Genomic DNA, 23,256 nt, shown 5'->3' with positions numbered 1-23,256 from the left:
ATTATTACAATTTGAAATTTAAATACTGAAAAAAAATAAGCACTCTAGTGTTTTATTAGTTATTGATTTTAAATCATTTAAAAATTATTTCAGATACGAAAAGCAAATATAACCAAAGCGTAACAAAGCTGTAACATGGTTGTCATATTATAAAACCACAATGCAGTTATCGAAATAAGTACAAAACTTAATAACAAGTGACGTACTCCGAACTTGCATACTATGAGAGAGAACAGAATGCGCTTTACTAACATCGCCATTGCTTTAGCCGTATCTGCAGCAGCTGTAACAACTGCTAACGCAGCTCGTGACACCATCCAAATCGCGGGTTCTTCAACCGTTCTACCATACGCAAGTATTGTAGCAGAAGAATTTGGTAATACTTTCCCACAATTCAAAACTCCAGTTGTTGGTTCAGGCGGTTCTTCAGGTGGTTTGAAGCAGTTCTGTACAGGTGTGGGTGATAACACAATCGACATCGCGAACTCATCTCGTAAAATTAAAGATTCAGAATTAGCTGCTTGTAAAAAAGCAGGCGTAAACCAAGTTTTAGAAATTAAAATTGGTTACGACGGTATCGTATTTGCTTCTAACGCAAACAAAGCGGCTTACAAATTAAAGCCTTACCATGTATATGCAGCAATTGCAGCTCAATTACCATCTAAAGGTAAAATGGTTGCTAACCCATATACACGTTGGAACCAAATTGACAAAACACTTCCAAACGAGCCTATTACACTTGTAATTCCAGCGTCTAACCACGGTACACGTGAAGTGTTCCAAGAGAAAATGGTTGATGCAGGCTGTGAAGCTTATGCTGCAATCAAAGCATTAGACAAAGATGCGCAAAAGAAAGCGTGTACTACTTTCCGTAAGGATGGTCGTGTAATCGAAATCGCGGGTGACTACACAGAAACACTGGCACGTTTGAAAACTTCTCCAAGCGCAGTAGGTGTATTCGGCTTAGGTTTCTATGACCAAAACCGTGACCGTTTACGTGTTGCAACTGTAAACAACGTAGCGCCATCTGAAAACACAATTTTAAATGGTTCTTACCCTGTATCACGTCCATTGTTCTTCTACGTGAAAGGTGAGCACCTTAAATCAATCAAAGGTTTACCGCAATTTACTGAATACTTCTTGAGCAAGAAAGTATCTGGTAAAGGTTCTAAATTAGACAAAGCAGGTTTGATCTCTATGTCTGACAAAGAGCGTGCACAAGTTCTTGCTAACTTCAAAGCTGGTAAAGCGGTTAAGTAATTTGAGTTAAAGCAGCTGATGGCAGGGAACAACCTGCCATCGGCTTTTTGCTAAGAAATGTTTTTTCAAAAACACAAATTGAAAAAACAGTGGAGAATACATGAATCTGCTACTCATAGGTGTGTTATTGGCGATTATCGCCGTAGCCTATCAAATCGGGTTAAGCAAGAGCCGTAACCTAGCAGGTAAGGGAAATAACTCTGCAATGTTACATTCACGCCCAGGATATTATGGCGCGTTGGTAGCATTATGGTGTGGTATTCCTGCTTTTTTAATTTTGATTGTTTGGAACTTGGTTGAACCAAGTATTCTAGAGCAAGTGGTAATTAATAATGTGCCAGCGCACATTGCTGCAAGCCTAGACCCTGCAAGTACAAGTGTTTTGGTTGATCGCGTACAAGCCATTGCATCTGGTTTTGGTGTAAGTGATACACCTGCTGCATACGAAGTTGCAGCGGCAGAGCAATTAGCGAAAATTGAAACCATTGGTTCTTATGCCAAACTTGCGGTGGTGATCTGTGCGGCCTTATTTGGTTTGCTGTGGGCAAAGAAACGTGTTTCACAACAATTCCGCGCACGTAACCAAGTTGAAAAAATCATCAACATTTCTTTGGCATTATGTTCTGGTGTTGCGATTCTAACTACGGTTGGTATTGTGATGTCCATGTTCAGTGAAGCGATGCGATTCTTTAGTTTCGTTAGCCCACTGGATTTCTTCTTTGGTACAGTCTGGAACCCTGGTTTTAGCACCTCGGGTAGTGCAGATGGCAGTTATGGTTTACTTCCATTACTGTGGGGCACATTGATGGTGAGTGGTATTGCTTTATTAGTTGCAGTACCTATTGGTTTAATGATCGCCATTTACCTTGCAGAATATGCATCGCCTAAATTCCGTGCATGGGCAAAGCCGACCATTGAAGTTTTAGCAGGTATTCCGACCATTGTGTACGGTGTATTTGCCATGATGATCATCGGCCCGTTCCTTAAAACTGCGGGTGCAATCATTGGACTAGATATTAATGCCACGAGTGCATTAACCGCTGGTTTAGTGATGGGCATCATGATTATTCCTTTTGTATCTTCATTGTCTGATGACATTATTACGCAAGTGCCGCGTGCGCTGCGTGATGGTTCTTTAGGCTTGGGTGCAACCAAATCTGAAACCATTCGTCGCGTGGTGATGCCAGCTGCATTACCAGGGGTGATTGGTGCATTCTTACTTGCTGCGTCACGTGCAATTGGCGAAACCATGATTGTGGTGTTGGCTGCAGGTAATAGTCCTTTACTACACGCAAACCCATTAGAAGCGGTATCTACGGTTACGATTACGATTGTGAACCAATTAACAGGTGATACAGATTTCGCAAGTCCGCAGGCATTGGTTGCTTTCGCACTTGGTTTGACCCTGTTCGTGATTACCTTAGGTTTGAACATTGTTGCACTATACATCGTGCGTAAATATCGTGAGCAATACGACTAATGAGTACTTCAAATACATCGTCTTTGGATCAGTTAGATCCACAAGCTGCTGCCGAATTACGTGAACAACGTAAAAAAACCATCGCCAGTTCATTGGGTAAGCGTCATCGTAAGGAAAAAACCTTCCGCTTGATGGGTTTCTCGGCAGTTATTGCAGGTTTATTCTTTGTCGTATTGTTATTCGGCAGTATCTTATCTAAAGGTTTGCCTGCGTTCTGGCAAAGCAGCATGAGCCTTCCAATTTACTTCGATCCAGCGATTGTCAATGCAGGTCCAAAACCTAAGGCGATTGCAGGTGAGTCACCAGCACAATACGAAGACCGTATGATTGCGTGGCAAACCGAAATGGGTATGGTCGATTGGGATGCTTTAATTGTGAATGGTATTGTAGCGAAAGACAAAGCGCTAGAAGCTAAGCGTGATGATCTTGGTTACTTATATACCAGTTCTGAAGCATACCGTCTTCGTGACATGGTCTTGGCAGATCCTTCTTTAATTGGCCAAACCAAAGAAGTGAAAGTGCTTGCAGATGCCAACGTCGATGTATGGCTAGAAGGCAAGATTGACCGCAGCTTACCAGATGAGCAGCAACAATTAAGCCCTGAAGTACGTCAATTGGCAGATCAGCTCGAATCACAAGGTATTATTGAAAGTACTTTCAATACCAATATTTTTGTTAGCCCAGACTCACGTAGTTCTCCAGCGACTTCTGGTTTGGCAGGTGCATTCATGGGTTCATTATTCATGATGCTGATTGTGATCTTTATTTCGATTCCAATTGGTGTTGCATCAGCAATTTACTTAGAAGAATTTGCGCCAAAAAATGCGATTACTGATATTATTGAAGTGAACATCAATAACTTGGCCGCTGTACCTTCTATTGTATTTGGTTTGTTGGGTGCTGCGATCTTTATTGGTTGGATGCATTTACCATTGTCTGCACCATTGGTCGGTGGTTTGGTACTGAGTTTAATGACTTTACCAACCGTGATTATTACCACGCGTGCATCATTAAAAGCAGTGCCACCGTCTATTCGTCAAGCTGCTTTAGGTTTGGGTGCTTCTCGTTTACAAACTGTGTTCCACCACGTACTCCCACTTGCATTGCCGGGTATTTTAACGGGTGCAATTATTGGTGTCGCACAAGCTTTAGGTGAAACCGCACCATTGTTATTAATTGGTATGAGTGCTTTCGTTGCCAGTGTACCAGCAACTCCACTTGATCAATCTACTGCGTTACCTGTGCAAATTTTCTTATGGCAGGGTAATGAATTGCGTAACTTCTTCGAGGGACGTACCGCTGCAGCCATTATCGTACTACTTGCGCTAATGATTGGCTTAAACAGCCTTGCAATTTGGTTACGTAAGAAGTTTGAAGTACGCTGGTAATTGAGGGCAGAGAATATGAATACTGTAGTAAGCACAGAAAAACCGAATTCCTTAGAACAGGATAAGCAAGTGAATCCACAACAAAGCCAATTTACATCTACCGATGTAGAACAGAAGCAATCATCGACTTCGTTTGTTTCACAATTTGATACGCAAACTTCAAGCAAAAAAGAAGCGAAATCTTCAAATGTAAAGTTAAGCACCAATGACGTGCATGTGTATTATGGTGAGTCTGAAGCCATCAAAGGTATTGATTTAAATATCTATGAAAATGAAGTGATTGCATTTATTGGTCCATCGGGTTGTGGTAAATCGACTTTCTTGCGTACTTTAAACCGTATGAACGACACGATTGATAGCTGTCGTGTGACGGGTAAAGTAATGTTGGATAACCAAGATATTTACGATCCGAACTTAGACGTGGTGTTATTGCGTGCACAAGTGGGCATGGTGTTCCAGAAACCAAACCCATTCCCAAAATCAATTTTTGAAAACGTAGCCTATGGCCCTAAACTGCATGGTTTAGCACGTGATAAGTACGATTTAGAAGAAATTGTAGAAAACAGCTTGCGTAAAGCAGGTTTGTGGGATGAAGTGAAAGATCGTTTGAATCAACCAGGCACAGGTCTTTCTGGTGGTCAGCAACAACGTCTTTGTATTGCGCGTACCATTGCGGTAAGTCCAGAAGTAATTTTGATGGATGAACCATGTTCGGCACTTGACCCAATTGCAACGGCAAAAGTAGAAGAGCTAATTTCTGAACTTTCTACTCAATATACGATTGCGATTGTAACGCACTCAATGCAACAGGCAGCGCGTGTATCTGACCGTACCGCATACTTCCATTTAGGTGATTTGATTGAAGTGAATGCAACTGAAAAAGTATTTACTCAGCCAGACCATCAATTAACAGAAGCATATATTACAGGTCGTTTTGGTTAATCTGCTTAAGTCCTGAAAGCTATTAAAACAGAATCTTAGGATTCTGTTTTTTTGTTATAGTATTGATTGTTTTGTACGCGCAGCGAAAATAAAAAATGCAGTTTCCTTCACAAGAAGAACGACAACAGGCAAAACCAGCACGCCAAGCCACGAAAAAAATAATCGATGCCTTGTTTGGATTTCAACATAGTGCAGAGACGATAGCAGCACTTTTGGTTTTGCTGAGTATTTTATTGGCAACGTTTTTTAACCATGATGGGTGGTTTCCAACTTCTCAAAGCCCCAATATGAGCAATTATCATCGTTGGTTGTATGATCAATTTGTGATAGTTTCAGGTGTGATAGTGCTTGTTGTTTATTTTAGGGTACAGCAGCAAGCAAGTGATCCCCATTTTCGGCAGGCTTGGCGAGACTATATTGATGCCAATGCTAAATTTAAGTTTTATCGCTATGTAAAAGCACAACAAAAAAATAAGTTACCGTTCTTGCACAGTGCAGTAGGTGAATTTCTTTGCGTAATGTGTTTCTGCGTAGGTTTAGTGTGTTTCTATTCAATGCTTACACCTTCAGATCATGAGCGTAGAGGTAGTTTTCTACTGTTTGGTTGGTGGCCGATCAACGCACTTATTATTGGGATTTGCTATCAGGGGCAAATTTGGTTTGCTGTACGTTTAATGGCTGTTCGGCAGATTTCTAAACGATATTTACGATTGATTCAAAAAGAAGCTGCTTTAAGATAGAAAAAGTATTGAAAAAGTCTAAATTGACCTAATGTAGTCCTAATAAACCGAATTAAATTGAGAACTCATTTTTATGTTATTTCATTTACCTAAACTACCTGCCGAAATTCGGATTAGTCATTTGAATGCGCGAATTAATGAACAACGAAAAAAAATTGCGCAAACCACGGCATCTAAACTCGAGCTATTACAACTTTCACAACAAATGGCACGTGAAGCGCGCGCCCGTAAAAAGAACAATCAAAAAATTTATGTGTTGGATTTTAAAGGTGATACTGCTGCGTCTGCTGTAGAGCAATTGCGTGAAGAAATCACCCTAATTTTGGCAACGGCCAAAGCTGGACGTGACCGTGTTGTGGTACGTTTGGAAAGTCCAGGCGGTATGGTGCATGGTTATGGGCTTGCAGCTGCACAATTGGTACGTTTGCGTGATGCAGGTTTCCATCTCACGATTTGCGTCGATAAAGTCGCGGCAAGTGGTGGCTATATGATGGCATGTATTGGTTCAGAAATTGTGTCAGCGCCATTTGCGATTTTGGGTTCTATTGGCGTAGTGGCACAAGTGCCTAACTTTAATCGCTTGCTCAAAGAAAAAAATATAGATTTTGAGATGTACACAGCAGGTCAATACAAACGCACTGTGACCATGTTTGGTGAAAATACCGAAGAAGGCAAGGCTAAGTTTGAAGAAGAATTGCAACAAACTCATGTACTATTTAAACACTTTGTCGAAAAATACCGTCCACAACTGAATGTTGAAAAAGTGGCAACAGGTGAGCATTGGTATGGTCAGGATGCACTGGATTTAAACTTGGTAGATAAGTTACAAACCTCAGATGAATACTTACTAAGTTTGTTGCCACAGCATGATATTTATGTGATTCAAACCCGTAAAAAGCCAACTTTGGGTGAAAAACTGGGTTTGCAAGCTGCACAAATGGCAGACAGTTTGATTCCTGCAGTGATGAATAAACTGGTTGATAGCCTAAGCAAAGCCAACAGCAGTTTGTTGCAAATCCGTGATCCTAAACTGTAATAGTGATGATCTAACTTCTAAAATTTATCTAAAAATTGCGCTCAATTGAGCGCAATTTTTTTATTCACTTTTATTCAAAAATATAGGGTCTTTGATTTAAGCATCTTAATTTTCAATTCAGCTTGATGTTATATCTTTGTGATAAGAACAAAACCACCTTGATAGATTGAATATGCAAACAAATAGTGTGCCCGCGAAGCAATCAACATCTACAGATTTAATGATTCGCTTTTTGCATGTGGTGATGCAGCTAAGTTTTACAGGGGCTTATTTAACAGGTGATGCGGAAGAATGGCATCAGTTACATATGGCTTTTGGCTATACGTTGGGGATTAGTTTAGCTTTACGAATTTTGTGGCAGGTGTTGAGTATGTTGAACAGCACACAGCCAACAGGAATTTCTAAACGTTTAGGCATGATTCAACAATTTGTAAAACGCTATTGGAAACAGCCTCAGCAGTTTTTTTCATTGCAGTTTTTAAAGTCAAGTAGTTCTAGTGCATTTCAATTCAGTATTTTGTTGATTTGGTTGGCATTGCCTTTAACTGTGTTGGCTGGATTTTTCACCGATTATACCCAGAGTCATACCTTAAAAGAGGTGCATGAATTTGCTGCAAATTTATTCTTGGCTGCAGTATTGGTGCATTTAGCGAGCCTAACTTTAAGCAGCGTATTGTTTAAAAAATGGCTTGCCAAAACCATGTTTTGGGGTTCAGGTAAACCTGCAGTATTAACGGTGTTGATCTGGATGATTTCAGTCGCAAGTTTAGCTGGCTTCTGGTGGTGGTATTGGCAATAAATTTGGATTTAGTACGAAAGAGGCATCCTGTTAGGGTTTCTTGATCAAGTAGAAGCATCCCATCAGCATTGCCCCTATCGTTGCTAAAAGCATATCCATGTGTGCATCCCAAATATCACCTTGCTGACCATTATAATTTTCAGCATCTTCAGGCGATAAGCCAAGCGCAATGAGCCATTCCACCCATTCATAAATCAAACTGCTTGCCATGACAAATTGAATGACTAAAAGATATAAAACGATCGGTTTGTTTTTTGGAAACCAGACTTCAAACAAGCGCAATAAAACAGGGTAGAGCAAAATACCATAAGCCAAATGCACAAAGCGGTCATACATATTGCGTGACCAGCCCATGCTTTGATCTAAATTAAAGCCAAAGCTGTGCAAAATCCAATCATTATAGGGCACATAAGAATACAGATAATGTGCCCCGACAATGTGAATCAGTAAAAATATTAAATACAGCACAAAACTGGAAAAGCTCAGTCCTACTTTTTTAAAGGCAATCAGCAAACCAGCCATCATAAAAACTGTGCCTGCCTGATGCAGTAAATATGACTCAAATTCCAGTGGTTGAATACTGGCAGCAAACATGGCGAGTACGACCAAACCTAAAGCGCAGTAATGTTTAATGAGGAATTGATTTTCCATGTGGATTTTGATTTGGGAGATTTATTTTATTCTAATAAAAATGCGAAGCCGAAGCTTCGCATTTTTGTATTCGGGTTATTGCTATACAAACTAGATTTTAGAAATAAGATCAGCAACTTGTTTAGCTTGTTCAGCAGCATTACCTATATAAGTTGCAGGAGTCATTTCCGCTAAACGTGCACGGTCTGCTGCAGGAACGCCTTCTAACTCGTTACCATTTACAAAATCGACCATCATGTCACGTGTCATGGCTTGACCACGAGTCAGGGCTTTTAGTTTTTCGTATGGTTTTTCGATGTTATAACGACGCATAACGGTTTGAATTGGTTCAGCCAATACCTCTTGTGCATTGTCTAAATCTTCAAGAATACGCTGTGCATTCAATTCAAGTTTACCAATACCTTTAGAGCAGGCTTCAAATGCGATCAAGCTTTGTGCAAAACCAACACCCATGTTACGTAGAACAGTCGAGTCAGTTAAGTCACGCTGCCAGCGAGAAATTGGTAATTTTTCACCCAAGTGTGCCAAGACTGCGTTAGCAATGCCTAAGTTACCTTCAGAGTTTTCAAAGTCAATTGGGTTAACTTTATGTGGCATGGTTGAAGAACCAACTTCGCCTTCTTTAAGTTTTTGCTTGAAGAAACCAAGTGAGATATAACCCCAAACGTCACGGTTGAAGTCGATTAGAATAGTGTTGAAACGACGTAATGCATCAAACAATTCTGCCATGTAATCGTGTGGCTCGATTTGTGTGGTATATGGGTTAAATGTTAAGCCTAAAGACTCAACAAATGCTTGAGAATGTGCAGGCCAGTTGATTTCTGGGTAAGCAGAAAGGTGAGCGTTGTAGTTACCTACTGCACCATTGATTTTGCCCAAAAGCTCAACTTGTTTGAACTGTTTGATTTGACGAGCAAGACGATATGCCACGTTTGCCATTTCTTTACCCAAAGTTGTTGGGCTTGCAGTTTGACCGTGAGTACGTGACAACATTGGTTGATCTGCGTGTTTTTCTGCCAATGCAACAATCGAATCAATGATTTGCTGCATCGCTGCAACCAATACTTCACGACCATTTTTAAGCATTAAAGCATGTGACAAGTTGTTGATGTCTTCTGAAGTACAAGCAAAGTGAATGAACTCACCTGCATTTTTTAACTCATCAATGTTGGCAATTTTTTCTTTTAAGAAATATTCAACTGCTTTTACGTCATGGTTGGTGGTGCGTTCAATTTCTTTAATGCGGTTGGCATCATCTTCAGAGAAATCTGCAACAATTGCATCTAATGCAGCATTCGTTGCAGCACTGAAAGCAGGTACTTCGGTAATTTCAGGACGATTGGCAAGCGCTTGTAACCAACGCACTTCAACAGTCACACGAGCATGGATTAAACCAAACTCAGAGAGGAAAGGGCGGAGTGCATCACATTTGCTTGCATAGCGCCCATCTAATGGAGAAAGTGCGGTTAAAGCGTTCATATCGATTCCTTAAACTTTGGAATTAAACCTAAAACAAAAGCGTGTTCAGCATGGTTTAAACCACCTGATACTGTAAACGCGCCAGATCTTGAATATCACGTAATAATTTACGTTTGCTAAATACCATGCCCCATGAACTGCCACCAAGTTGACGCCAAAGGTGTGCCATTTGTAAGCCTGTAAAAAGCGAAGCTCGAATTCGGTTGGTATGTGCAGAATCCTTAAATGCTTCTGCATTGCCACGTACCATAATGCGCGGGTTAATTTGTCCCGCAGTATCGACATAAGTTTGGGCTAAATTGGCAATAATACTGGGATGCAAATAGTTATGATCAAAAAATGAAAGTTGTTTTAAGATTTTTTGCTGTGACTGCTCAATAATTTCGACGTATTTAGGATTGCTATACACTTTCTTTTCTAATTGTAAGAGTGCCATCGCATACGACATGGGTAGTTTGGTATTGGATAGTTTAGGTAAACGCGATTTAGGAGCAGTATTAAAAGGTTGGTTGATGCTGCTTTCTAGCGTTTTTAAACCCAAAGAAATATCGGCCAAATGATTAAAAAAATCCAAAGTTTGCGAACTGTGGTTGCTACTTGGACGGATATTTAAACTGGCTTTAATCAATTGCTCAAAATAAAAGTTACCGCTTTCACCAATACTTTGTCTGCCTGTGAGTGCAGTCATGTGCGTGAGCTGGGTGGCTTGAAACACACCCGCTAACGCCAAGGCACGATTTTGGCGAACATTCAGAGTTGGTGACTGTTGAAACGGTAACTCTGTCATCCAAAACAATCCTTAAATAAAATCGGGTTTAGGTGCATTGGTATGGTGAATCACACCACCACCTAAACACACTTCGCCTGAATAGAATACGACACTTTGACCAGGAGTGACTGCACGTTGTGGCTCATCAAATTCCACACGTACACCGCCAGGCATGCTGTCATCATTGAAAATTACACAGTCCTGATCATCTTGGCGATAGCGAGTGCGACAAGTACAACGGAAGCCTGACGCTGGAATTTCTTGTTCACCTGCCACCCAATCAATTGCTTCGCTCCATAAAATAGTGCTTTGCATGAGTGGATGTTCATGACCTTGACCAATCACTAAACGATTGTTTTCAATATCTTTATGCAGGACAAACCATGCACCTTCAGCAACACCTTTTAAGCCGCCAATACCAATCCCGCCACGCTGACCGAGCGTATAGTACATTAAGCCGTGATGTTCACCAACCTCTTTGCCATCGTCTAAAACAATTTTTCCAGCTTGAGCAGGCAAATATTGTTTTAAGAAATCATTAAAGCGACGTTCACCAATAAAGCAAATCCCTGTCGAGTCTTTTTTCTTGGCAGTGACTAAATCTAGTTCTTCGGCAATTTTTCGGACTTGCGGCTTTTCAATTTCGCCCACAGGGAACAAGGTTTTATTGATTTCACGACCATGCACTGCATGTAAGAAATAGGTTTGATCTTTATTTTTATCTAAACCACGTAACAGTGGAGCGTATGCTTCACCTTTGGAGTTGTACTGCGTTCCACCACGACGAGCGTAGTGACCTGTGGCGATAAAATCTGCGCCTAAATTCATGGCGTGATCTAAAAAGGCACGGAACTTAATTTCTTTATTGCATAAAATATCTGGGTTTGGCGTGCGTCCTGCGGCATATTCGGCAAGAAAATGCTCAAAAACCCGATCCCAATATTCCATCGCAAAGTTGGCTGTATGCAACTTAATGCCTAGCTTGTCGCACACCGCTTGCGCATCGGCAAGATCTTCCATCGCGGTGCAATATTCAGTGCCGTCATCTTCTTCCCAGTTTTTCATGAAAAGCCCTTCAACCTGATAACCTTGTTGAAGTAGAAGTGCAGCAGAAACAGATGAATCTACACCACCTGACATACCGACGATGACACGTTGTTGCATAGGATTAGGCATCCAAACTAGAAATAAGGGGAGAATTTTGGTGCTCGTAAATGAGCGATAAAGGATAAGATTGACCACTGAGCGCATCTTGAACCGCTTTCAGTACCAACGGACTTCGGGCACGTGCTGATTCAGCCAGTTCGTCTGCAGACATCCATACTGTACCAATAATATCGGGATCGAGCTGGGCTTGCGCATCATGTTGCAGCGATTCGGCTAGAAAGCAGAAGCGATAATAGGTGCGGTCAGGAAACATAGGCGGAGTATAGCTATAAATACCGAGTAAGGCATTAATTTTCACCCGATGCCCAGTTTCTTCCATGGTTTCACGTATTGCTGCTTCAATTAAGCTTTCGCCAGCTTCAACATGCCCTGCAGGCTGATTAAACACGCTATGCGTCACACCTTCTGTATGTTCTTCAACAAACAGGAATTTTCCGTTTTTTTCGATAACGGTGGCGACAGTAACGTGAGCAGTCCAAGCGGTCATTGAAAAGCACCATGGGGTAAAACGCATATTCTACAAAATTTAGGGGGATGTGGCTATGTTGAAAGGGGATTTCTTTAAAACTGTAAATGTAGGTTTGTGTAGTTGTGGGAAGATGTGAGGGGTACTTTGTTCTTTGATTCATTTGGTGATGCTGGATGTGATCTCATTTGCGCTAGGTGTTGTTGCCAAAGTCAAAGCTATTGCACAAATAGAAAAAGAGGCAGATATTGACCGTAAAGCTTTGTATAAAACTCTAAGTCAAGATTCAGCCTCTCGATTTGATAAGATTAATCATGTCATTCATACACTGAGTTTAAAATTAACGGTGCAGAACGTGTAATCCCTCAAATTACAACAATCAAAAAGAACTTTGAGGGGTGGATTATTGATAATTCCCCGCCACTTTTACATAGTGCCGTGCAGAATAAGGCAAAAACTCTTTTTCCTTGTCGGTTAAAGGACGAACTTTTTGCACAGGGCTACCCACGTACAAATAGCCACTTTCCAAACGCTTACGCGGTGGCACTAAAGACCCTGCGCCAATCATTACATCATCTTCAATAATGACATCATCCAAAACAATTGTGTTGATGCCCAATAACACCCGATTGCCAATGGTGCAGCCGTGTAAGGTCACACCATGTCCAACTGTGACATCTTCGCCAATAATCAGCGGTGAACCTTCAGGTTTGTCGGCTTTTTTATGGCTAACATGCAGCATGGCATGATCTTGCACATTGGAATTTTGACCAATCCGAATATGGTTAACATCACCACGAATCACGGCAAATGGCCAAACCGATACATTTGCGGCCAAATGCACATCACCAATCACCACCGACAATTCATCTACATAACAGCTTGCGTCAATTTTTGGGGTTTGCTCTAAATAAGCACGCACATTTTTTTTCATGATGGACAAATCTTTAGCTTATAAATTTAGGATTGAGGACAGTATAAAATAAAAAAGCACACATGCGGGCATGTGTGCTTTGCGCTTTAGTCTAAGCTTATGAATCTTAGAATAAGTTGCTAAAGAATTGTTTGATATGGTCTAGCATACGTGCAAAGAAACCCGCTTCTTCCACTTCCTGCAACGCCACCAATGGTTTTTCAGCAATCACTTTACCATCTAAGGTTGCGACATATTTACCAATCACTTGACCTTTTTTCAAAGGAGCAGTCAATTTAGGTTGAACCACCAATTGAGTTTTAATTTGGTTGGCTTTGCCTTTTGGCATGGTCACGTTAAAGTTTTCTGGCAAACCAATTTGTGCTTCTTTGCTTTTACCGTACCATACTTTTGCTTTAGCTAAGACTTGGTTGGCAGGCTGTACACGTACAGTTTCGTAGTTTGCATAACCCCAAGCTAACAATTCACGAGTTTGAGTTGCACGAGCTTGCATGGTTGGCGCACCAAAAATCACCGAAATTAAACGCATTGGGCCACGTTTAGATGAAGTGGTTAAGCAGTAACCCGCTTCGTTGGTATGACCTGTTTTTAAACCATCCACGCTTGGGTCGGTATATAACAGGGCATTACGGTTGCCTTGTTTAATTCCATTAAAAGAAAACTCTTTTTCAGAATAAATTGGGTAGTATTTTGAGCTGTCATGGATGATGTGCTGCGCTAAAGTCGCCATATCTTTTGCGGTAGAAAAGTGACCTTCAGCAGGCATACCCGTAGAGTTCATAAACTGGGTATTGCTCATGCCAATACGTTTGGCTTCTTCATTCATCATGTGAACGAATGTGCCTTCATTACCTGCAATGTGCTCTGCCATGGCTTTAGATGCATCGTTGCCCGATTGCACGATAATTCCGCGTAGCATTTCAAGTACGGTTGCTGTGCCATTTAAAGGAACATACATACATGATTCTGTGCTGCTGCCACGACACCATGCAGACTCATTCATGCGGACTTGTTCATCTTCCGTGAGTTCGCCTTTTAATAACTTTTGTTCAATGATGAAACTAGTCATCATTTTGGTCATTGAGGCAGGGGCGAGTTTTTCGTTTTCATTTTTTGAAGCTAAAATTTGTCCCGTCTCATAATCCATCAAAACGTATGATTTGTTATTGAGTTCTGGTGGTGTAGCTAAGACAGTTGCTGCATAAGAAAAGCTTGGTAATAGTAATAATGCAGCAAGGGCGCTTTTTGGGGTCATTCTAAGAGGTTCCAATACTTGAGGTATGCACAAAAGAGCTAGCATTTTAGGGCAAAGCTCAGCCGACTTCTATGGGAGAAATCGGCTTATTGATAAAAGTATTGTAACCAAATTGTATTATCTGCTATATGCTGTCAATTCTTGGCAAATTGCTTGGTTTTTGGCTGTTCCAGCAGCTTTGGCATCGGCACGGGCTTCTTTTAAAATTGGCTGGAAGCTTTTTTGTTTGCTGAGTTTACTTAAGGCAGTAACAGCGTCTTTTTCTTTAGGCATATATTCTTGGGCAAGTTTTGTATAACCCTGATGAAATTGATCTTGTTCTTTGACTAGTGAAGGGCAAACTTCAGATAACACATAAATAGCGGCTAATTCTTGCTGAGTCACTTGTTGTAATGGCGTCACTTCAATATTTTCTTCTTGCGCAATTGCGGCTTGACTTAAACCCAAACTGAGCGCAACTGCGCCAAAAAAATGAACTGCACGTGAATTTTTTAAGCCAGAAAATTGCATATCAAGTACCTTAAATATTGTTTGAACTGAATCTACCGATTCATTTAAGTGCTTATAAGATGAATCATTTATTTGCGAATTGAAAGAGTGAAAATGTATTAAAGCTGTGTGATCTGAGCGCAAATCATGTATAAAAAGTGAAGATTAAAGTCTGAAATTTGAAAATCAGTGGCTTGATATAAAGCGTAAAATAATAGTGGAAAAATACCAGATATAAAAACTAAGCATAAAATTTAAGGCAAACTTTGAAAGTTTGCCTTAAAGGGTGAGTATGCAAAATTATTTACAGGCTCAAAATAGTATTTAAATCATGTGATTTAAAGTGCTAATTCTAAAGCTTCCTGACACACTACTTTTTGCTCTTCTTTGGCTGTATCTTTTGCTGCTTCACGCGCTTCAGCTAAAACGGATTGATATTCTGCGTCGGCTTGTAGTTTGGCAAGCGTCATGTTCGATTCTGAATAATCTTGTAGATAAGTTTGAATCAGTGCTTGAATATTGGCATCTAATTTTGCATTTTTTCCAATCAGTGCAGGGCACATTTCAGTCATGACTTGTGCCGCTGCAACATCTTCTTTCACAATCGTATTGGCTTCTGCTGCAGTCAAATCTTCTGCAATTACAGACTGCGTTAATACAGCAGCAAAACCTAGACCCAATAAACGACGAAATGACAAAGCTAAAATCATGAGAATCACATATATTTTTGGATGGATGTTAAGCGCTAAATATATATAATCTTTTGTATATTTCAATGAAATGTGCTGATCAGTCATTTTGTTGTCGTGTGCTTATTAAATGTGCTTAGGCATGAATCAGGCACAAACAAGTTTAAGATTGAACCGACGTTGCTATATTTTAGTATATAACCTTTATATTTGTTTTATCTGAGATTTTTCTGTGAATATTTTGATAGCCAATGATGATGGCGTGTTTGCACCTGGTATCCAAGCTTTGGCGAAAGCCTTAAAACCTTTGGGTCGCGTGGTGATTGTTGCACCCGAAAGTGAACGCAGTGGTTTTTCGAGTGCGCTGACTTTAGACCGACCATTACGTCCTGTGCAAATTGCTGAAGATGTCTGGGCAGTGAATGGTACACCTGCAGACTGTGTCTATTTGTCGATGAATGGATTGTTCGATTTCGAATTTGATTTGGTGGTCAGCGGCATTAACAGCGGTGCAAATCTAGGGGATGATGTACTGTACTCAGGCACAGTCGGTGCGGCATTTGAAGGACGTTTGATGAAACAGCCTGCGATTGCGGTATCACTTGCAGGGCATAATGTACGTGCTTATCAGCATCCGCAAGATTATATGCAGGCAGCGCAGTGGGTACATGACTTTATTGCTCAAGGTTTACCAAGTTTACCTGCACGACATATTATTAATGTGAATATTCCAGATGTGCCAGTGTTGCAGGGCACAAAAATTACCTATCAAGGACAGCGTACCCAATCTAAGCCAATTACTAGTCAGGTCGATCCACGAGGGCGTCAAGTGTATTGGATTGGTTTGTCGGGCGAGGCAGTGGCTGCACCGAAAAAAGGCTTAACTGAAATTGAGTCTGATTTTTTTGCGGTAGCAAATGGCTATGTCAGCGTGACACCAATTCAGATGGATGCCACCAATTATGACGTTTTGCAATCATTGCACAGTCAATTTTCCCAAATTGGCTAACTAATGTTATAACTTTGTGAAAAAGTAGCTTGTAAGCCTCATTACAAGGACTTTTTTGCTACTCTTAGCGCAATAGAAAATATTTAGAATTTGTAGAGAGGAAAGAATGCCTGTGGTGTTTCAGTATCGTTTATTTAGCACACCAACAGCATTGTTGAAAACCTTAGTGTTATCAAGTGCTGTTGTGGCTACCGTCGTGTTGAGTGGTTGTGCCTCTAAACCTCAAGTGAATAATTCTGCGCGTTATGCAACAGCGCCGAATTTTTATACTGTGCGTTCGGGTGATACTTTAAGTGGTATCGCTGCACGTTATGGTTTGAGCTATCTCAGCATTGCAGAAATGAATGATATTGCACCGCCGTATCGTATTTATGTCGGGCAGTCGATTCGTTTGAAAGCGGGCAATGCACCACGTACAACAAGCACTCGCCCTGTAACACAGGCTGCACCAATTCAACGTCAAACAGTCACATTACCAACGACACCTGTGACACCTGCACCGGTAACATCGACTACAACCACGACCACTAGCTCAACCACACCAAGTACACCTGTGCGTAGCAGCACATTGCGCTGGGTGAAACCATCACAAGGTGCTGTGATTGCACAGTTTAATTTGGCAAGTAATATCAAAGGAATTCGTTACGGTGGCAATGTGGGCGATCCAATTTATGCCGCAGCAGATGGGCAGGTGGTTTATGCTGCAGATGGATTAAAAGAATATGGGAACTTGATTTTAATCAAGCACATTGATGGTTATATCACCGCCTATGCACATAACAGTAAGATGAATGTGAGCAGTGGTCAAAATGTCACAGCGGGTCAAAAGATTGCTGAAATGGGTTCTTCTGGTGCAACACGTACCATGTTGGAGTTTCAGGTACGTCTAGATGGCAAGCCAATCAATCCAACTAATGTTTTACCAATAAATTAAATATCACGAATACAAAGCATAAATTTCACCGTATAATACAATAAGTTGCTTTTATCGATAGATGAGGGCAACGATTATAATTTCAGAGGGAATTTATGTTAGATCAACTTCGAGCAATGGGTGTATTTGCTTGTGTTGTTGAAAAAAGCTCGTTTAGCGGTGCAGCACGTGATTTAGGGATCACCACCAGCGCCGTCAGTCAGCAAATCCGTTCACTAGAACAAGATATGGAAGTCACGCTTCTGCATCGTTCTACTAGAAAACTGAGTTTGACTGAAGCAGGACAAGCTTTTTTCCACAGTTGTCAAGAAATGCTCGCCGCTGCTGAGCGTGGTAAAATACGCATTAATGAGTTAAGAGATGATTTGGTCGGTGATTTAAGAATTGCCACCACTCCAGAATTAGCCGCGAACCATGTGATTCCCGCTCTTTCACATTGGATGTCGGCCCATCGTGGTTTATCTATCCATCTAGAAACCGACAATCAATACATTGACCTGATTGATGGTCGCATTGATATTGCGCTGCGTATGAGTCCAAAAATTGAAGATCAAAACCAGCATGTGATTCCTATTGCACTTATTGACCAAGTTTTAGTCGCATCACCTAGTTATTTAAATCAAACCGCGCCCATTTCACGTCCTGAAGATTTAAAACATCACGAGTTAATTCCATTAACCATTATGAAGAATTTTCAGCAACTCAATTTTAAGCATATCAGCACTGCTGAAAATGTGGATGTAGAGTTGGGCTCGCGTCTATCGACCAATAATGTGTTGGTGTCTAAATCTTTGTGTATGCAAGGGCATGGGCTTGCGCGAATTTTGCATTTGGATATTCAAAAAGATTTGCTTAATGGCAGTTTGGTTGAAATTTTGCCTGAGTGGAAATTACCCGCATTTACCTTGTATGCAATCATTTCCAAACATGAGCAACAACCGATGAAAGTACATCGTTGTTTGGAAGCCTTAAAACAATATTTTTCTCAATTGCCGGGTGGGCGAGTGTTTCAAGAAGCATCTTAATTGAATGTTGATAATATACTGATCGACCATTTAGTTAGCAAAAAGCCGCAGTTCAAACTGCGGCTTTTTGTTAGGGATTTATTTAAGCCAAGAATTTTTTAATCATTGCTACAAGGCGTTCAATCAATTGATCTGCCTGGGCTTGAGTAATATTTAATGTTGGCAATAAACGCACCACAGAACCTGCAGTTACGTTAATAATCATTTTGTATTCATCGCGGGCAATATCGACCAACTCTGCACATGGTTTTGGTAATTCAATACCAATCATCAAGCCAAAACCACGCACGCTTACATTTTGGTCTGCGAGTTGTTGACGCAATTGTTCCACAATGTAGCCACCCATTTTTGCTGCATTTTCTACCAAGTTTTCTTTCTGGATGGTGTCAATAACAGTGTAAACCACGCGTGAACCTAACGCAGTACCACTGTAGGTTGAGCCATGATTACCAGCAGTAAGAACGCCCACACCACGACCTTGAGTCATGACTGCACCAATTGGGAAGCCATTGCCCAAACCTTTCGCTGTAGTCAATACATCAGGCACAATATTGGTGTGCTGATAAGCAAAGAATTTACCTGTACGACCATTTCCTGTTTGTACTTCATCCAGCATCATCAGCCAGTTGTGTTGATTACAAATACGGCGGATGTCTTCTAGGTAGCTAAAGCCTTGTGGTGCAGTATTCACACCGCCTTCACCCTGAATCGGCTCGACTAAAATAGCCACAATATCAGGATGCTGAATCGCAGCTTCTTCAATGGCTTCGACATCACCAAAAGGCACACGAATAAAGCCTTCAACCAAAGGTGCAAAACCTTCCTGAACTTTTTTATTGCCAGTTGCAGACAGGGTAGCCAAAGTACGACCGTGGAAAGAGTGATCTGCAACAATAATTTTAGGATTGGCTACGCCTTGCATATGACCGAATTTACGTGCAATTTTAATTGCACCTTCGTTAGACTCTGCGCCACTGTTTGAAAAAAACACTTCTTCCATGCCAGCAACTTGCGCCAATTTTTGTGCAGCAGCAGTCTGCCACGGCACTTCAAACAAGTTACTGGTGTGAATTAAGGTAGCCGCCTGATCTGCAATGGCTTCGGTAATTGCAGGGTGTGCGTGACCTAAACCACATACGGCAATGCCTGTAAGTGCATCTAAATATTCTGTGCCATCTTCAGTATAAAGATAAGAACCTCGACCGCGGACAAAGCTGATCGGCTGACGGCCAAATACAGGCATCAAATGTGATGGTTGATCAGTTTGCACAGGAGCAAGGGTAATGTTATTCATGACTAACTCTTATCTGTTAGGTTGGAGGGAAAAACTTATATAAGCAAAATCTACTGCAGATGAAAAGCCTAATTGTAAATAAAATTGGATTTATTGCTTTAGACGTACTGTTTTGCTCGGTTTTGGGTATAATGCCACACAGATGAGTTGAGGATTTACCAATGACTGAACAAGTACGCGATACCGAAGCGTTAATTCGTGAACAAATTGCTAAACATGCTGTTCTTCTTTACATGAAAGGCACACCACAATTTCCACAATGCGGTTTTTCTGCGCGCGCAGTAGAAGCACTCAGTCAAATTGGTCGTCCTTTTGCTTATGTGAATATTTTAGAAAATCAGGATATTCGTACCACTTTGCCAAAAATTGCCAACTGGCCAACTTTCCCACAATTGTGGATTAACGGTGAGTTGATTGGTGGTAGCGATATTATGTTGGATATGTTCCAGAAAGGTGAGTTAAAGCCTTTAGTTGAGCAATACAGCCCAGCACCTGAAGCTTAAAGTATTGGACTTGGGTCACACTAGACCAAAGTCATCCATACAAAAAAGTTGATATAAAAAAAGCGCCTTGGCGCTTTTTTTATATCTGGAATTCACTTGAATAGCTGATTTGAATCACTGCACTTAGTTTACCGTAGTACTTTCAGTTGCAAGTTCAGCAGTTTCAGCCGACTCAGCAGTGACTTCATCAGAAGTTGCCGCATCAGATGGTTCAGCCGATTTCTGTTTTTTCTTGGCTTTTTGCGCTTTGTCCTTTTTCTCTGGGTCTTTTTTGTCCTTTTCTTTCTTGGACTTTTTCTTTTTCTTTGGCTCTTCTTCAATTTCAGCACCATCTTCAATGGCTTGCCAATACTCAAGTTGTTCCATCACTGCAGCGTAAATTGAACCTTTACTGTAACGTCCTTTTTTAGTGAGTTTACCCACAGGACGCGCCATTAAAATTTCTAAGGCTTGGTCAATGGTATCAATGGCGTGAATGTGGAACTGACCTTGTTCTACCGCTTCAATCACATCTTTACGCAACATAAGGTGCTGCATATTTTGACGTGGAATAATCACGCCTTGCTTGCCAGTTAAACCTTGCAGTTTGCAGGCATCAAAGAAACCTTCAATTTTTGCATTCACGCCACCAATTGGCTGTACTTGACCGAGTTGGTTCATGGAGCCTGTAATGGCCCAAGATTGGTCAATAGGTAGTTGGCTGATTGCAGAAATCAAAGCAGAAAGCTCTGCCACTGTTGCACTGTCACCATCAACCTGACCATAACTTTGCTCAAAGGCAAGGGCAGCAGAAAAATGTAAAATTTGCTCACGGCCAAAATGTGCTTTGAGGAAACTGGCCATCAACAACACGCCTTTGGCATGTAAAGAACCGCCAAGTTCAACACTGCGTTCAATATCTAAAATATCGCCGCCGCCTTGATAGACTGAGGCGGTTAAGCGCGAAGGTAAGCCAAACTCGACATCGGCATAGTGAATGACCGACAGGGCATTAATTTGCCCTAAACGATGTCCGCGAGTTTCTATTAACTGCGTACCGCGTGATAAATCTTGCCAGTACAGTTCTCTTAAATAGCCTAAGCGATATTTGCGATGATCCAGTGCGGTATTGATATGCTGTTCGGAAACCGTTTTATCGCCCGCCTGTGCCGCATGGTGATGCGATTCACGAATTAAATCCCCCAAGGTGAGGGCATGTAAGGAGAGTGAGCTTTGATCTTCAGCTTGACGACTTGAGTCAGTAAGTAAAGCTGCCAAAGCAGAACGGTCAAATGGTAATAATTTGTCAGATTGCACATAGTCGGCAATCAGCTGCATATATGCCTGCTCGTTTTCGTCATTACGTTGTAATGTATCGGTAAAGTCGGCACGGATTTTAAACACGCTGCCAAGTTCGGGTTCTAGCTCTAAAATTTCATAATAAATTTCAGGCTCTGCCAGTAAAATCACTTTAATATTTAGTGGAATGGCTTGTGGTTCAATTGAAATGCTGCCTGTTAAAGTTAGCATGTGTTCCAAAGATGAAAGTTTCAATTGCCCCGATTTTAAAGCGCGTTTCAGTCCTTGCCATGCATAAGGCTGTTCCAGTAACTGCTCTGCTTCGAGCATCAAAAAGCCGCCATTGGCTTTATGTAAGCTACCTGCACGAATTAAGGTGAAGTCAGTGGTAATGGTGCCGTTTTGCGTGAGTTGTTCTACATGCCCCAATAAATTGTAATGGGTTGGAAAATCTTCAAAAATAACAGGTACACCGCTGTTGGGTTTGTGCGTCACAATAATATTGGCTTGGTAGCGCGCAGGAATACGGCTAAAGGTGCCAGGACGGAAATCATCTTCTTCCTGTTCTAAAACAAACTCGACATTATTAATAATATCTTCGGCATAGTATTGTAAATATTCAGTCAAACCTTCGACACTAGGATATTTATTGTGAATAATATCAATGCGTGGCATTACCACTTGTTTGGCAATATCACGGTTCAGGTCTTGTACTTTGTCACGTGCGTCATCTTCTAAATCGCCTAAATGCAAACCCAAACGCTCCAGTTTTTTATTCATATAACGAATATTGGACGCAATTTCTGCACGGGTTTTGCTGTCCAAGGCGTTAATATCTTCCTTAGACATTTCCTGCATTTTGTCATTTTTCAGATGCACGGGTACAAAGCAATGTTCATCTTCCTGCGCAATCAGTTTTAAATCGAGTTCTTCACCTTCACTGGTCAGCTCAATTAAGGCTTGTTGCTGTTCATCACCCGCTTGCTGACGAATCATTTCAATGCGGTTGTGATAGGTTTCTGCGGTAAAGCGACGTTCGAGTTGCTTTAAAATAGTTTGCCAAGTTTGATGTAACAAACTTTGAAATTTAGGCGCTTGACCTGCAGGCAGTTGCAAGGCAATCGGTTGGCGCGGGTGTTTGAAATTATTGACATAAACCCAGTCATTCGGTGTGGGCATGCTCTTGGCATGTTGCTGCAGCAAACGCTTGACCATGGTACGTTTGCCCAATCCCGCCGTACCCACTGCAAAAATATTGTAGCCAGAATATGGCAGGGAAATACCTGCTTCCACCGAAGCGCGTGCCCGATCTTGTCCTAAAAAATTATTCAGCGGTTTAATGCGTCGGGTCGAAGCGGGAATGTTATCGTAATTTGGAATATGGGTTAGTTGTGTTGCTTTGAGTCGTGTATTTTCTAAAGTCGTTTGTATTTCGCTTTGTTCAAAGGCAGAGCTGAGAAGCGGTTGTTGTTCATCTTGCGCTGCTGTTGTTGTGTTGGTTGTCATTGATGGGGTGATTTGATCAAGTCTTTGGGTCACTGTAGAAATCCAAAACGAAATATTGCAGTTAGAAGTTTAAAGGTATACAGGTTTAAGCGGAAAATTCAAGCTAAGCCGTAATTTTTACTACAAAATGACAAGGCTGTTGTGGATAATTTCATAAATACTG

General features: G+C 41.2%; 23 protein-coding genes. 12 read left to right on the top strand and 11 right to left on the bottom strand.

What is annotated here, in order from left to right:
* Positions 1-237: 237 nt before the first annotated feature.
* The 7 genes from FTT71_RS01205 (at position 238) to FTT71_RS01175 (ending at position 7,645) form a co-directional block, all read left to right on the top strand.
* Positions 238-1,260 carry a substrate-binding domain-containing protein gene (locus FTT71_RS01205; protein ID WP_096901088.1) on the top strand — a complete coding sequence of 341 codons (1,023 nt, stop codon included), beginning with the start codon at positions 238-240 and terminating at the stop codon, positions 1,258-1,260.
* A gap of 100 nt (positions 1,261-1,360) precedes the next feature.
* On the top strand, positions 1,361-2,740 hold the full coding sequence (gene pstC, locus FTT71_RS01200) for a phosphate ABC transporter permease subunit PstC (protein WP_004971674.1): 1,380 nt from the start codon (positions 1,361-1,363) through the stop codon (positions 2,738-2,740).
* Positions 2,740-4,128 carry a phosphate ABC transporter permease PstA gene (gene pstA, locus FTT71_RS01195; RefSeq protein ID WP_167845916.1) on the top strand — a complete coding sequence of 463 codons (1,389 nt, stop codon included), beginning with the start codon at positions 2,740-2,742 and terminating at the stop codon, positions 4,126-4,128. The genes pstC and pstA overlap by 1 nt, the downstream gene beginning before the upstream one ends.
* A 15-nt stretch (positions 4,129-4,143) precedes the next feature.
* Positions 4,144-5,070 carry a phosphate ABC transporter ATP-binding protein PstB gene (gene pstB, locus FTT71_RS01190; RefSeq protein ID WP_154320875.1) on the top strand — a complete coding sequence of 309 codons (927 nt, stop codon included), beginning with the start codon at positions 4,144-4,146 and terminating at the stop codon, positions 5,068-5,070.
* 95 nt (positions 5,071-5,165) lie between these two features.
* The gene (locus FTT71_RS01185) at positions 5,166-5,810 is read left to right on the top strand and encodes a hypothetical protein (RefSeq protein ID WP_004971669.1); all 645 of its coding nucleotides are present in this window, start codon (positions 5,166-5,168) and stop codon (positions 5,808-5,810) included.
* A 73-nt stretch (positions 5,811-5,883) separates the two neighbouring features.
* The gene (gene sohB / locus FTT71_RS01180) at positions 5,884-6,846 is read left to right on the top strand and encodes a protease SohB (protein WP_004971667.1); all 963 of its coding nucleotides are present in this window, start codon (positions 5,884-5,886) and stop codon (positions 6,844-6,846) included.
* 172 nt (positions 6,847-7,018) lie between these two features.
* Positions 7,019-7,645 carry a cytochrome b/b6 domain-containing protein gene (locus FTT71_RS01175; protein ID WP_180160663.1) on the top strand — a complete coding sequence of 209 codons (627 nt, stop codon included), beginning with the start codon at positions 7,019-7,021 and terminating at the stop codon, positions 7,643-7,645.
* A gap of 30 nt (positions 7,646-7,675) precedes the next feature.
* Here FTT71_RS01175 and FTT71_RS01170 read toward each other — a convergent pair whose 3' ends face one another.
* The 5 genes from FTT71_RS01170 to FTT71_RS01150 form a co-directional block, all read right to left on the bottom strand.
* Complete coding sequence (locus FTT71_RS01170; protein WP_180160662.1) at positions 7,676-8,296, bottom strand: DUF2238 domain-containing protein; 621 nt, start codon at positions 8,294-8,296, stop codon at positions 7,676-7,678.
* 90 nt (positions 8,297-8,386) lie between these two features.
* Positions 8,387-9,775 carry an adenylosuccinate lyase gene (gene purB / locus FTT71_RS01165; RefSeq protein WP_180160661.1) on the bottom strand — a complete coding sequence of 463 codons (1,389 nt, stop codon included), beginning with the start codon at positions 9,773-9,775 and terminating at the stop codon, positions 8,387-8,389.
* A gap of 55 nt (positions 9,776-9,830) precedes the next feature.
* Complete coding sequence (gene hflD, locus FTT71_RS01160; RefSeq protein WP_004971659.1) at positions 9,831-10,562, bottom strand: high frequency lysogenization protein HflD; 732 nt, start codon at positions 10,560-10,562, stop codon at positions 9,831-9,833.
* Positions 10,563-10,574: 12 nt separating this feature from the next.
* A complete protein-coding gene (gene mnmA / locus FTT71_RS01155; RefSeq protein WP_004971657.1) occupies positions 10,575-11,708 on the bottom strand; it encodes a tRNA 2-thiouridine(34) synthase MnmA in 1,134 nt (377 codons plus the stop codon).
* Between the two features lie 4 nt (positions 11,709-11,712).
* Positions 11,713-12,198 (bottom strand): NUDIX hydrolase, encoded by a 486-nt coding sequence (locus FTT71_RS01150; protein WP_096901080.1) that lies wholly within the window; start codon positions 12,196-12,198, stop codon positions 11,713-11,715.
* Positions 12,199-12,331: 133 nt separating this feature from the next.
* On the opposite strand from FTT71_RS01150, the gene FTT71_RS01145 reads away from it, so the two are divergent.
* Positions 12,332-12,538 carry a DNA-binding protein gene (locus FTT71_RS01145; protein ID WP_104851773.1) on the top strand — a complete coding sequence of 69 codons (207 nt, stop codon included), beginning with the start codon at positions 12,332-12,334 and terminating at the stop codon, positions 12,536-12,538.
* 42 nt (positions 12,539-12,580) lie between these two features.
* On the opposite strand, the gene FTT71_RS01140 is transcribed toward FTT71_RS01145, so the two are convergent.
* The 4 genes from FTT71_RS01140 to FTT71_RS01125 form a co-directional block, all read right to left on the bottom strand.
* On the bottom strand, positions 12,581-13,111 hold the full coding sequence (locus tag FTT71_RS01140; protein ID WP_004971648.1) for a gamma carbonic anhydrase family protein: 531 nt from the start codon (positions 13,109-13,111) through the stop codon (positions 12,581-12,583).
* A gap of 106 nt (positions 13,112-13,217) precedes the next feature.
* The gene (gene dacC / locus FTT71_RS01135) at positions 13,218-14,366 is read right to left on the bottom strand and encodes a D-alanyl-D-alanine carboxypeptidase PBP5/6 (RefSeq protein ID WP_004971646.1); all 1,149 of its coding nucleotides are present in this window, start codon (positions 14,364-14,366) and stop codon (positions 13,218-13,220) included.
* Positions 14,367-14,483: 117 nt separating this feature from the next.
* Complete coding sequence (locus tag FTT71_RS01130) at positions 14,484-14,876, bottom strand: MCR_0457 family protein (RefSeq protein WP_004971644.1); 393 nt, start codon at positions 14,874-14,876, stop codon at positions 14,484-14,486.
* A 317-nt stretch (positions 14,877-15,193) separates the two neighbouring features.
* Complete coding sequence (locus tag FTT71_RS01125) at positions 15,194-15,565, bottom strand: MCR_0457 family protein (protein WP_026438310.1); 372 nt, start codon at positions 15,563-15,565, stop codon at positions 15,194-15,196.
* Between the two features lie 211 nt (positions 15,566-15,776).
* Between FTT71_RS01125 and surE the strand changes: the two genes are divergently transcribed.
* From surE to FTT71_RS01110, 3 genes are all read left to right on the top strand, one after another.
* Positions 15,777-16,553 carry a 5'/3'-nucleotidase SurE gene (surE, locus tag FTT71_RS01120; protein WP_179993900.1) on the top strand — a complete coding sequence of 259 codons (777 nt, stop codon included), beginning with the start codon at positions 15,777-15,779 and terminating at the stop codon, positions 16,551-16,553.
* 106 nt (positions 16,554-16,659) lie between these two features.
* Positions 16,660-17,487: a peptidoglycan DD-metalloendopeptidase family protein gene (locus tag FTT71_RS01115; RefSeq protein ID WP_096901076.1), complete on the top strand. Its 828-nt coding sequence runs from the start codon at positions 16,660-16,662 to the stop codon at positions 17,485-17,487.
* A gap of 95 nt (positions 17,488-17,582) precedes the next feature.
* The gene (locus FTT71_RS01110) at positions 17,583-18,512 is read left to right on the top strand and encodes a LysR family transcriptional regulator (protein WP_180160660.1); all 930 of its coding nucleotides are present in this window, start codon (positions 17,583-17,585) and stop codon (positions 18,510-18,512) included.
* 82 nt (positions 18,513-18,594) lie between these two features.
* Here the strand turns inward: FTT71_RS01110 and FTT71_RS01105 are convergent, their stop codons facing one another.
* Positions 18,595-19,806, bottom strand: a complete 1,212-nt coding sequence (locus FTT71_RS01105; RefSeq protein WP_131261143.1) for an aspartate aminotransferase family protein — start codon at positions 19,804-19,806, stop codon at positions 18,595-18,597.
* A 161-nt stretch (positions 19,807-19,967) separates the two neighbouring features.
* On the opposite strand from FTT71_RS01105, the gene grxD reads away from it, so the two are divergent.
* Positions 19,968-20,309 (top strand): Grx4 family monothiol glutaredoxin, encoded by a 342-nt coding sequence (gene grxD / locus FTT71_RS01100; RefSeq protein ID WP_019837647.1) that lies wholly within the window; start codon positions 19,968-19,970, stop codon positions 20,307-20,309.
* Between the two features lie 123 nt (positions 20,310-20,432).
* Here the strand turns inward: grxD and FTT71_RS01095 are convergent, their stop codons facing one another.
* A complete protein-coding gene (locus FTT71_RS01095; protein WP_180160659.1) occupies positions 20,433-23,126 on the bottom strand; it encodes an ATP-binding protein in 2,694 nt (897 codons plus the stop codon).
* Positions 23,127-23,256 lie beyond the last annotated feature (130 nt).

Source organism: Acinetobacter sp. YH01004 (genome assembly GCF_013420455.1).
Classification (GTDB): Bacteria; Pseudomonadota; Gammaproteobacteria; order Pseudomonadales; family Moraxellaceae; genus Acinetobacter; species Acinetobacter towneri.
The sequence above is the reverse complement of the archived record's forward strand: the minus strand, read 5'-3'. Positions and strand labels throughout refer to the sequence as shown.

Coding starts and splice junctions, on each gene's coding strand:
- FTT71_RS01185 (WP_004971669.1), top strand. CDS start 5,166: ATGCAGTTTCCTTCACAAGAAGAACGACAACAGGCAAAACCAGCACGC.
- sohB (WP_004971667.1), top strand. CDS start 5,884: ATGTTATTTCATTTACCTAAACTACCTGCCGAAATTCGGATTAGTCAT.
- dacC (WP_004971646.1), bottom strand. CDS start 14,366: ATGACCCCAAAAAGCGCCCTTGCTGCATTATTACTATTACCAAGCTTT.
- hflD (WP_004971659.1), bottom strand. CDS start 10,562: ATGACAGAGTTACCGTTTCAACAGTCACCAACTCTGAATGTTCGCCAA.
- FTT71_RS01175 (WP_180160663.1), top strand. CDS start 7,019: ATGCAAACAAATAGTGTGCCCGCGAAGCAATCAACATCTACAGATTTA.
- FTT71_RS01170 (WP_180160662.1), bottom strand. CDS start 8,296: ATGGAAAATCAATTCCTCATTAAACATTACTGCGCTTTAGGTTTGGTC.
- FTT71_RS01115 (WP_096901076.1), top strand. CDS start 16,660: ATGCCTGTGGTGTTTCAGTATCGTTTATTTAGCACACCAACAGCATTG.
- purB (WP_180160661.1), bottom strand. CDS start 9,775: ATGAACGCTTTAACCGCACTTTCTCCATTAGATGGGCGCTATGCAAGC.
- pstC (WP_004971674.1), top strand. CDS start 1,361: ATGAATCTGCTACTCATAGGTGTGTTATTGGCGATTATCGCCGTAGCC.
- FTT71_RS01140 (WP_004971648.1), bottom strand. CDS start 13,111: ATGAAAAAAAATGTGCGTGCTTATTTAGAGCAAACCCCAAAAATTGAC.
- FTT71_RS01110 (WP_180160660.1), top strand. CDS start 17,583: ATGTTAGATCAACTTCGAGCAATGGGTGTATTTGCTTGTGTTGTTGAA.
- FTT71_RS01105 (WP_131261143.1), bottom strand. CDS start 19,806: ATGAATAACATTACCCTTGCTCCTGTGCAAACTGATCAACCATCACAT.
- pstA (WP_167845916.1), top strand. CDS start 2,740: ATGAGTACTTCAAATACATCGTCTTTGGATCAGTTAGATCCACAAGCT.
- pstB (WP_154320875.1), top strand. CDS start 4,144: ATGAATACTGTAGTAAGCACAGAAAAACCGAATTCCTTAGAACAGGAT.
- mnmA (WP_004971657.1), bottom strand. CDS start 11,708: ATGCAACAACGTGTCATCGTCGGTATGTCAGGTGGTGTAGATTCATCT.
- FTT71_RS01205 (WP_096901088.1), top strand. CDS start 238: ATGCGCTTTACTAACATCGCCATTGCTTTAGCCGTATCTGCAGCAGCT.
- FTT71_RS01150 (WP_096901080.1), bottom strand. CDS start 12,198: ATGACCGCTTGGACTGCTCACGTTACTGTCGCCACCGTTATCGAAAAA.
- grxD (WP_019837647.1), top strand. CDS start 19,968: ATGACTGAACAAGTACGCGATACCGAAGCGTTAATTCGTGAACAAATT.
- FTT71_RS01130 (WP_004971644.1), bottom strand. CDS start 14,876: ATGCAATTTTCTGGCTTAAAAAATTCACGTGCAGTTCATTTTTTTGGC.
- FTT71_RS01125 (WP_026438310.1), bottom strand. CDS start 15,565: ATGATTTTAGCTTTGTCATTTCGTCGTTTATTGGGTCTAGGTTTTGCT.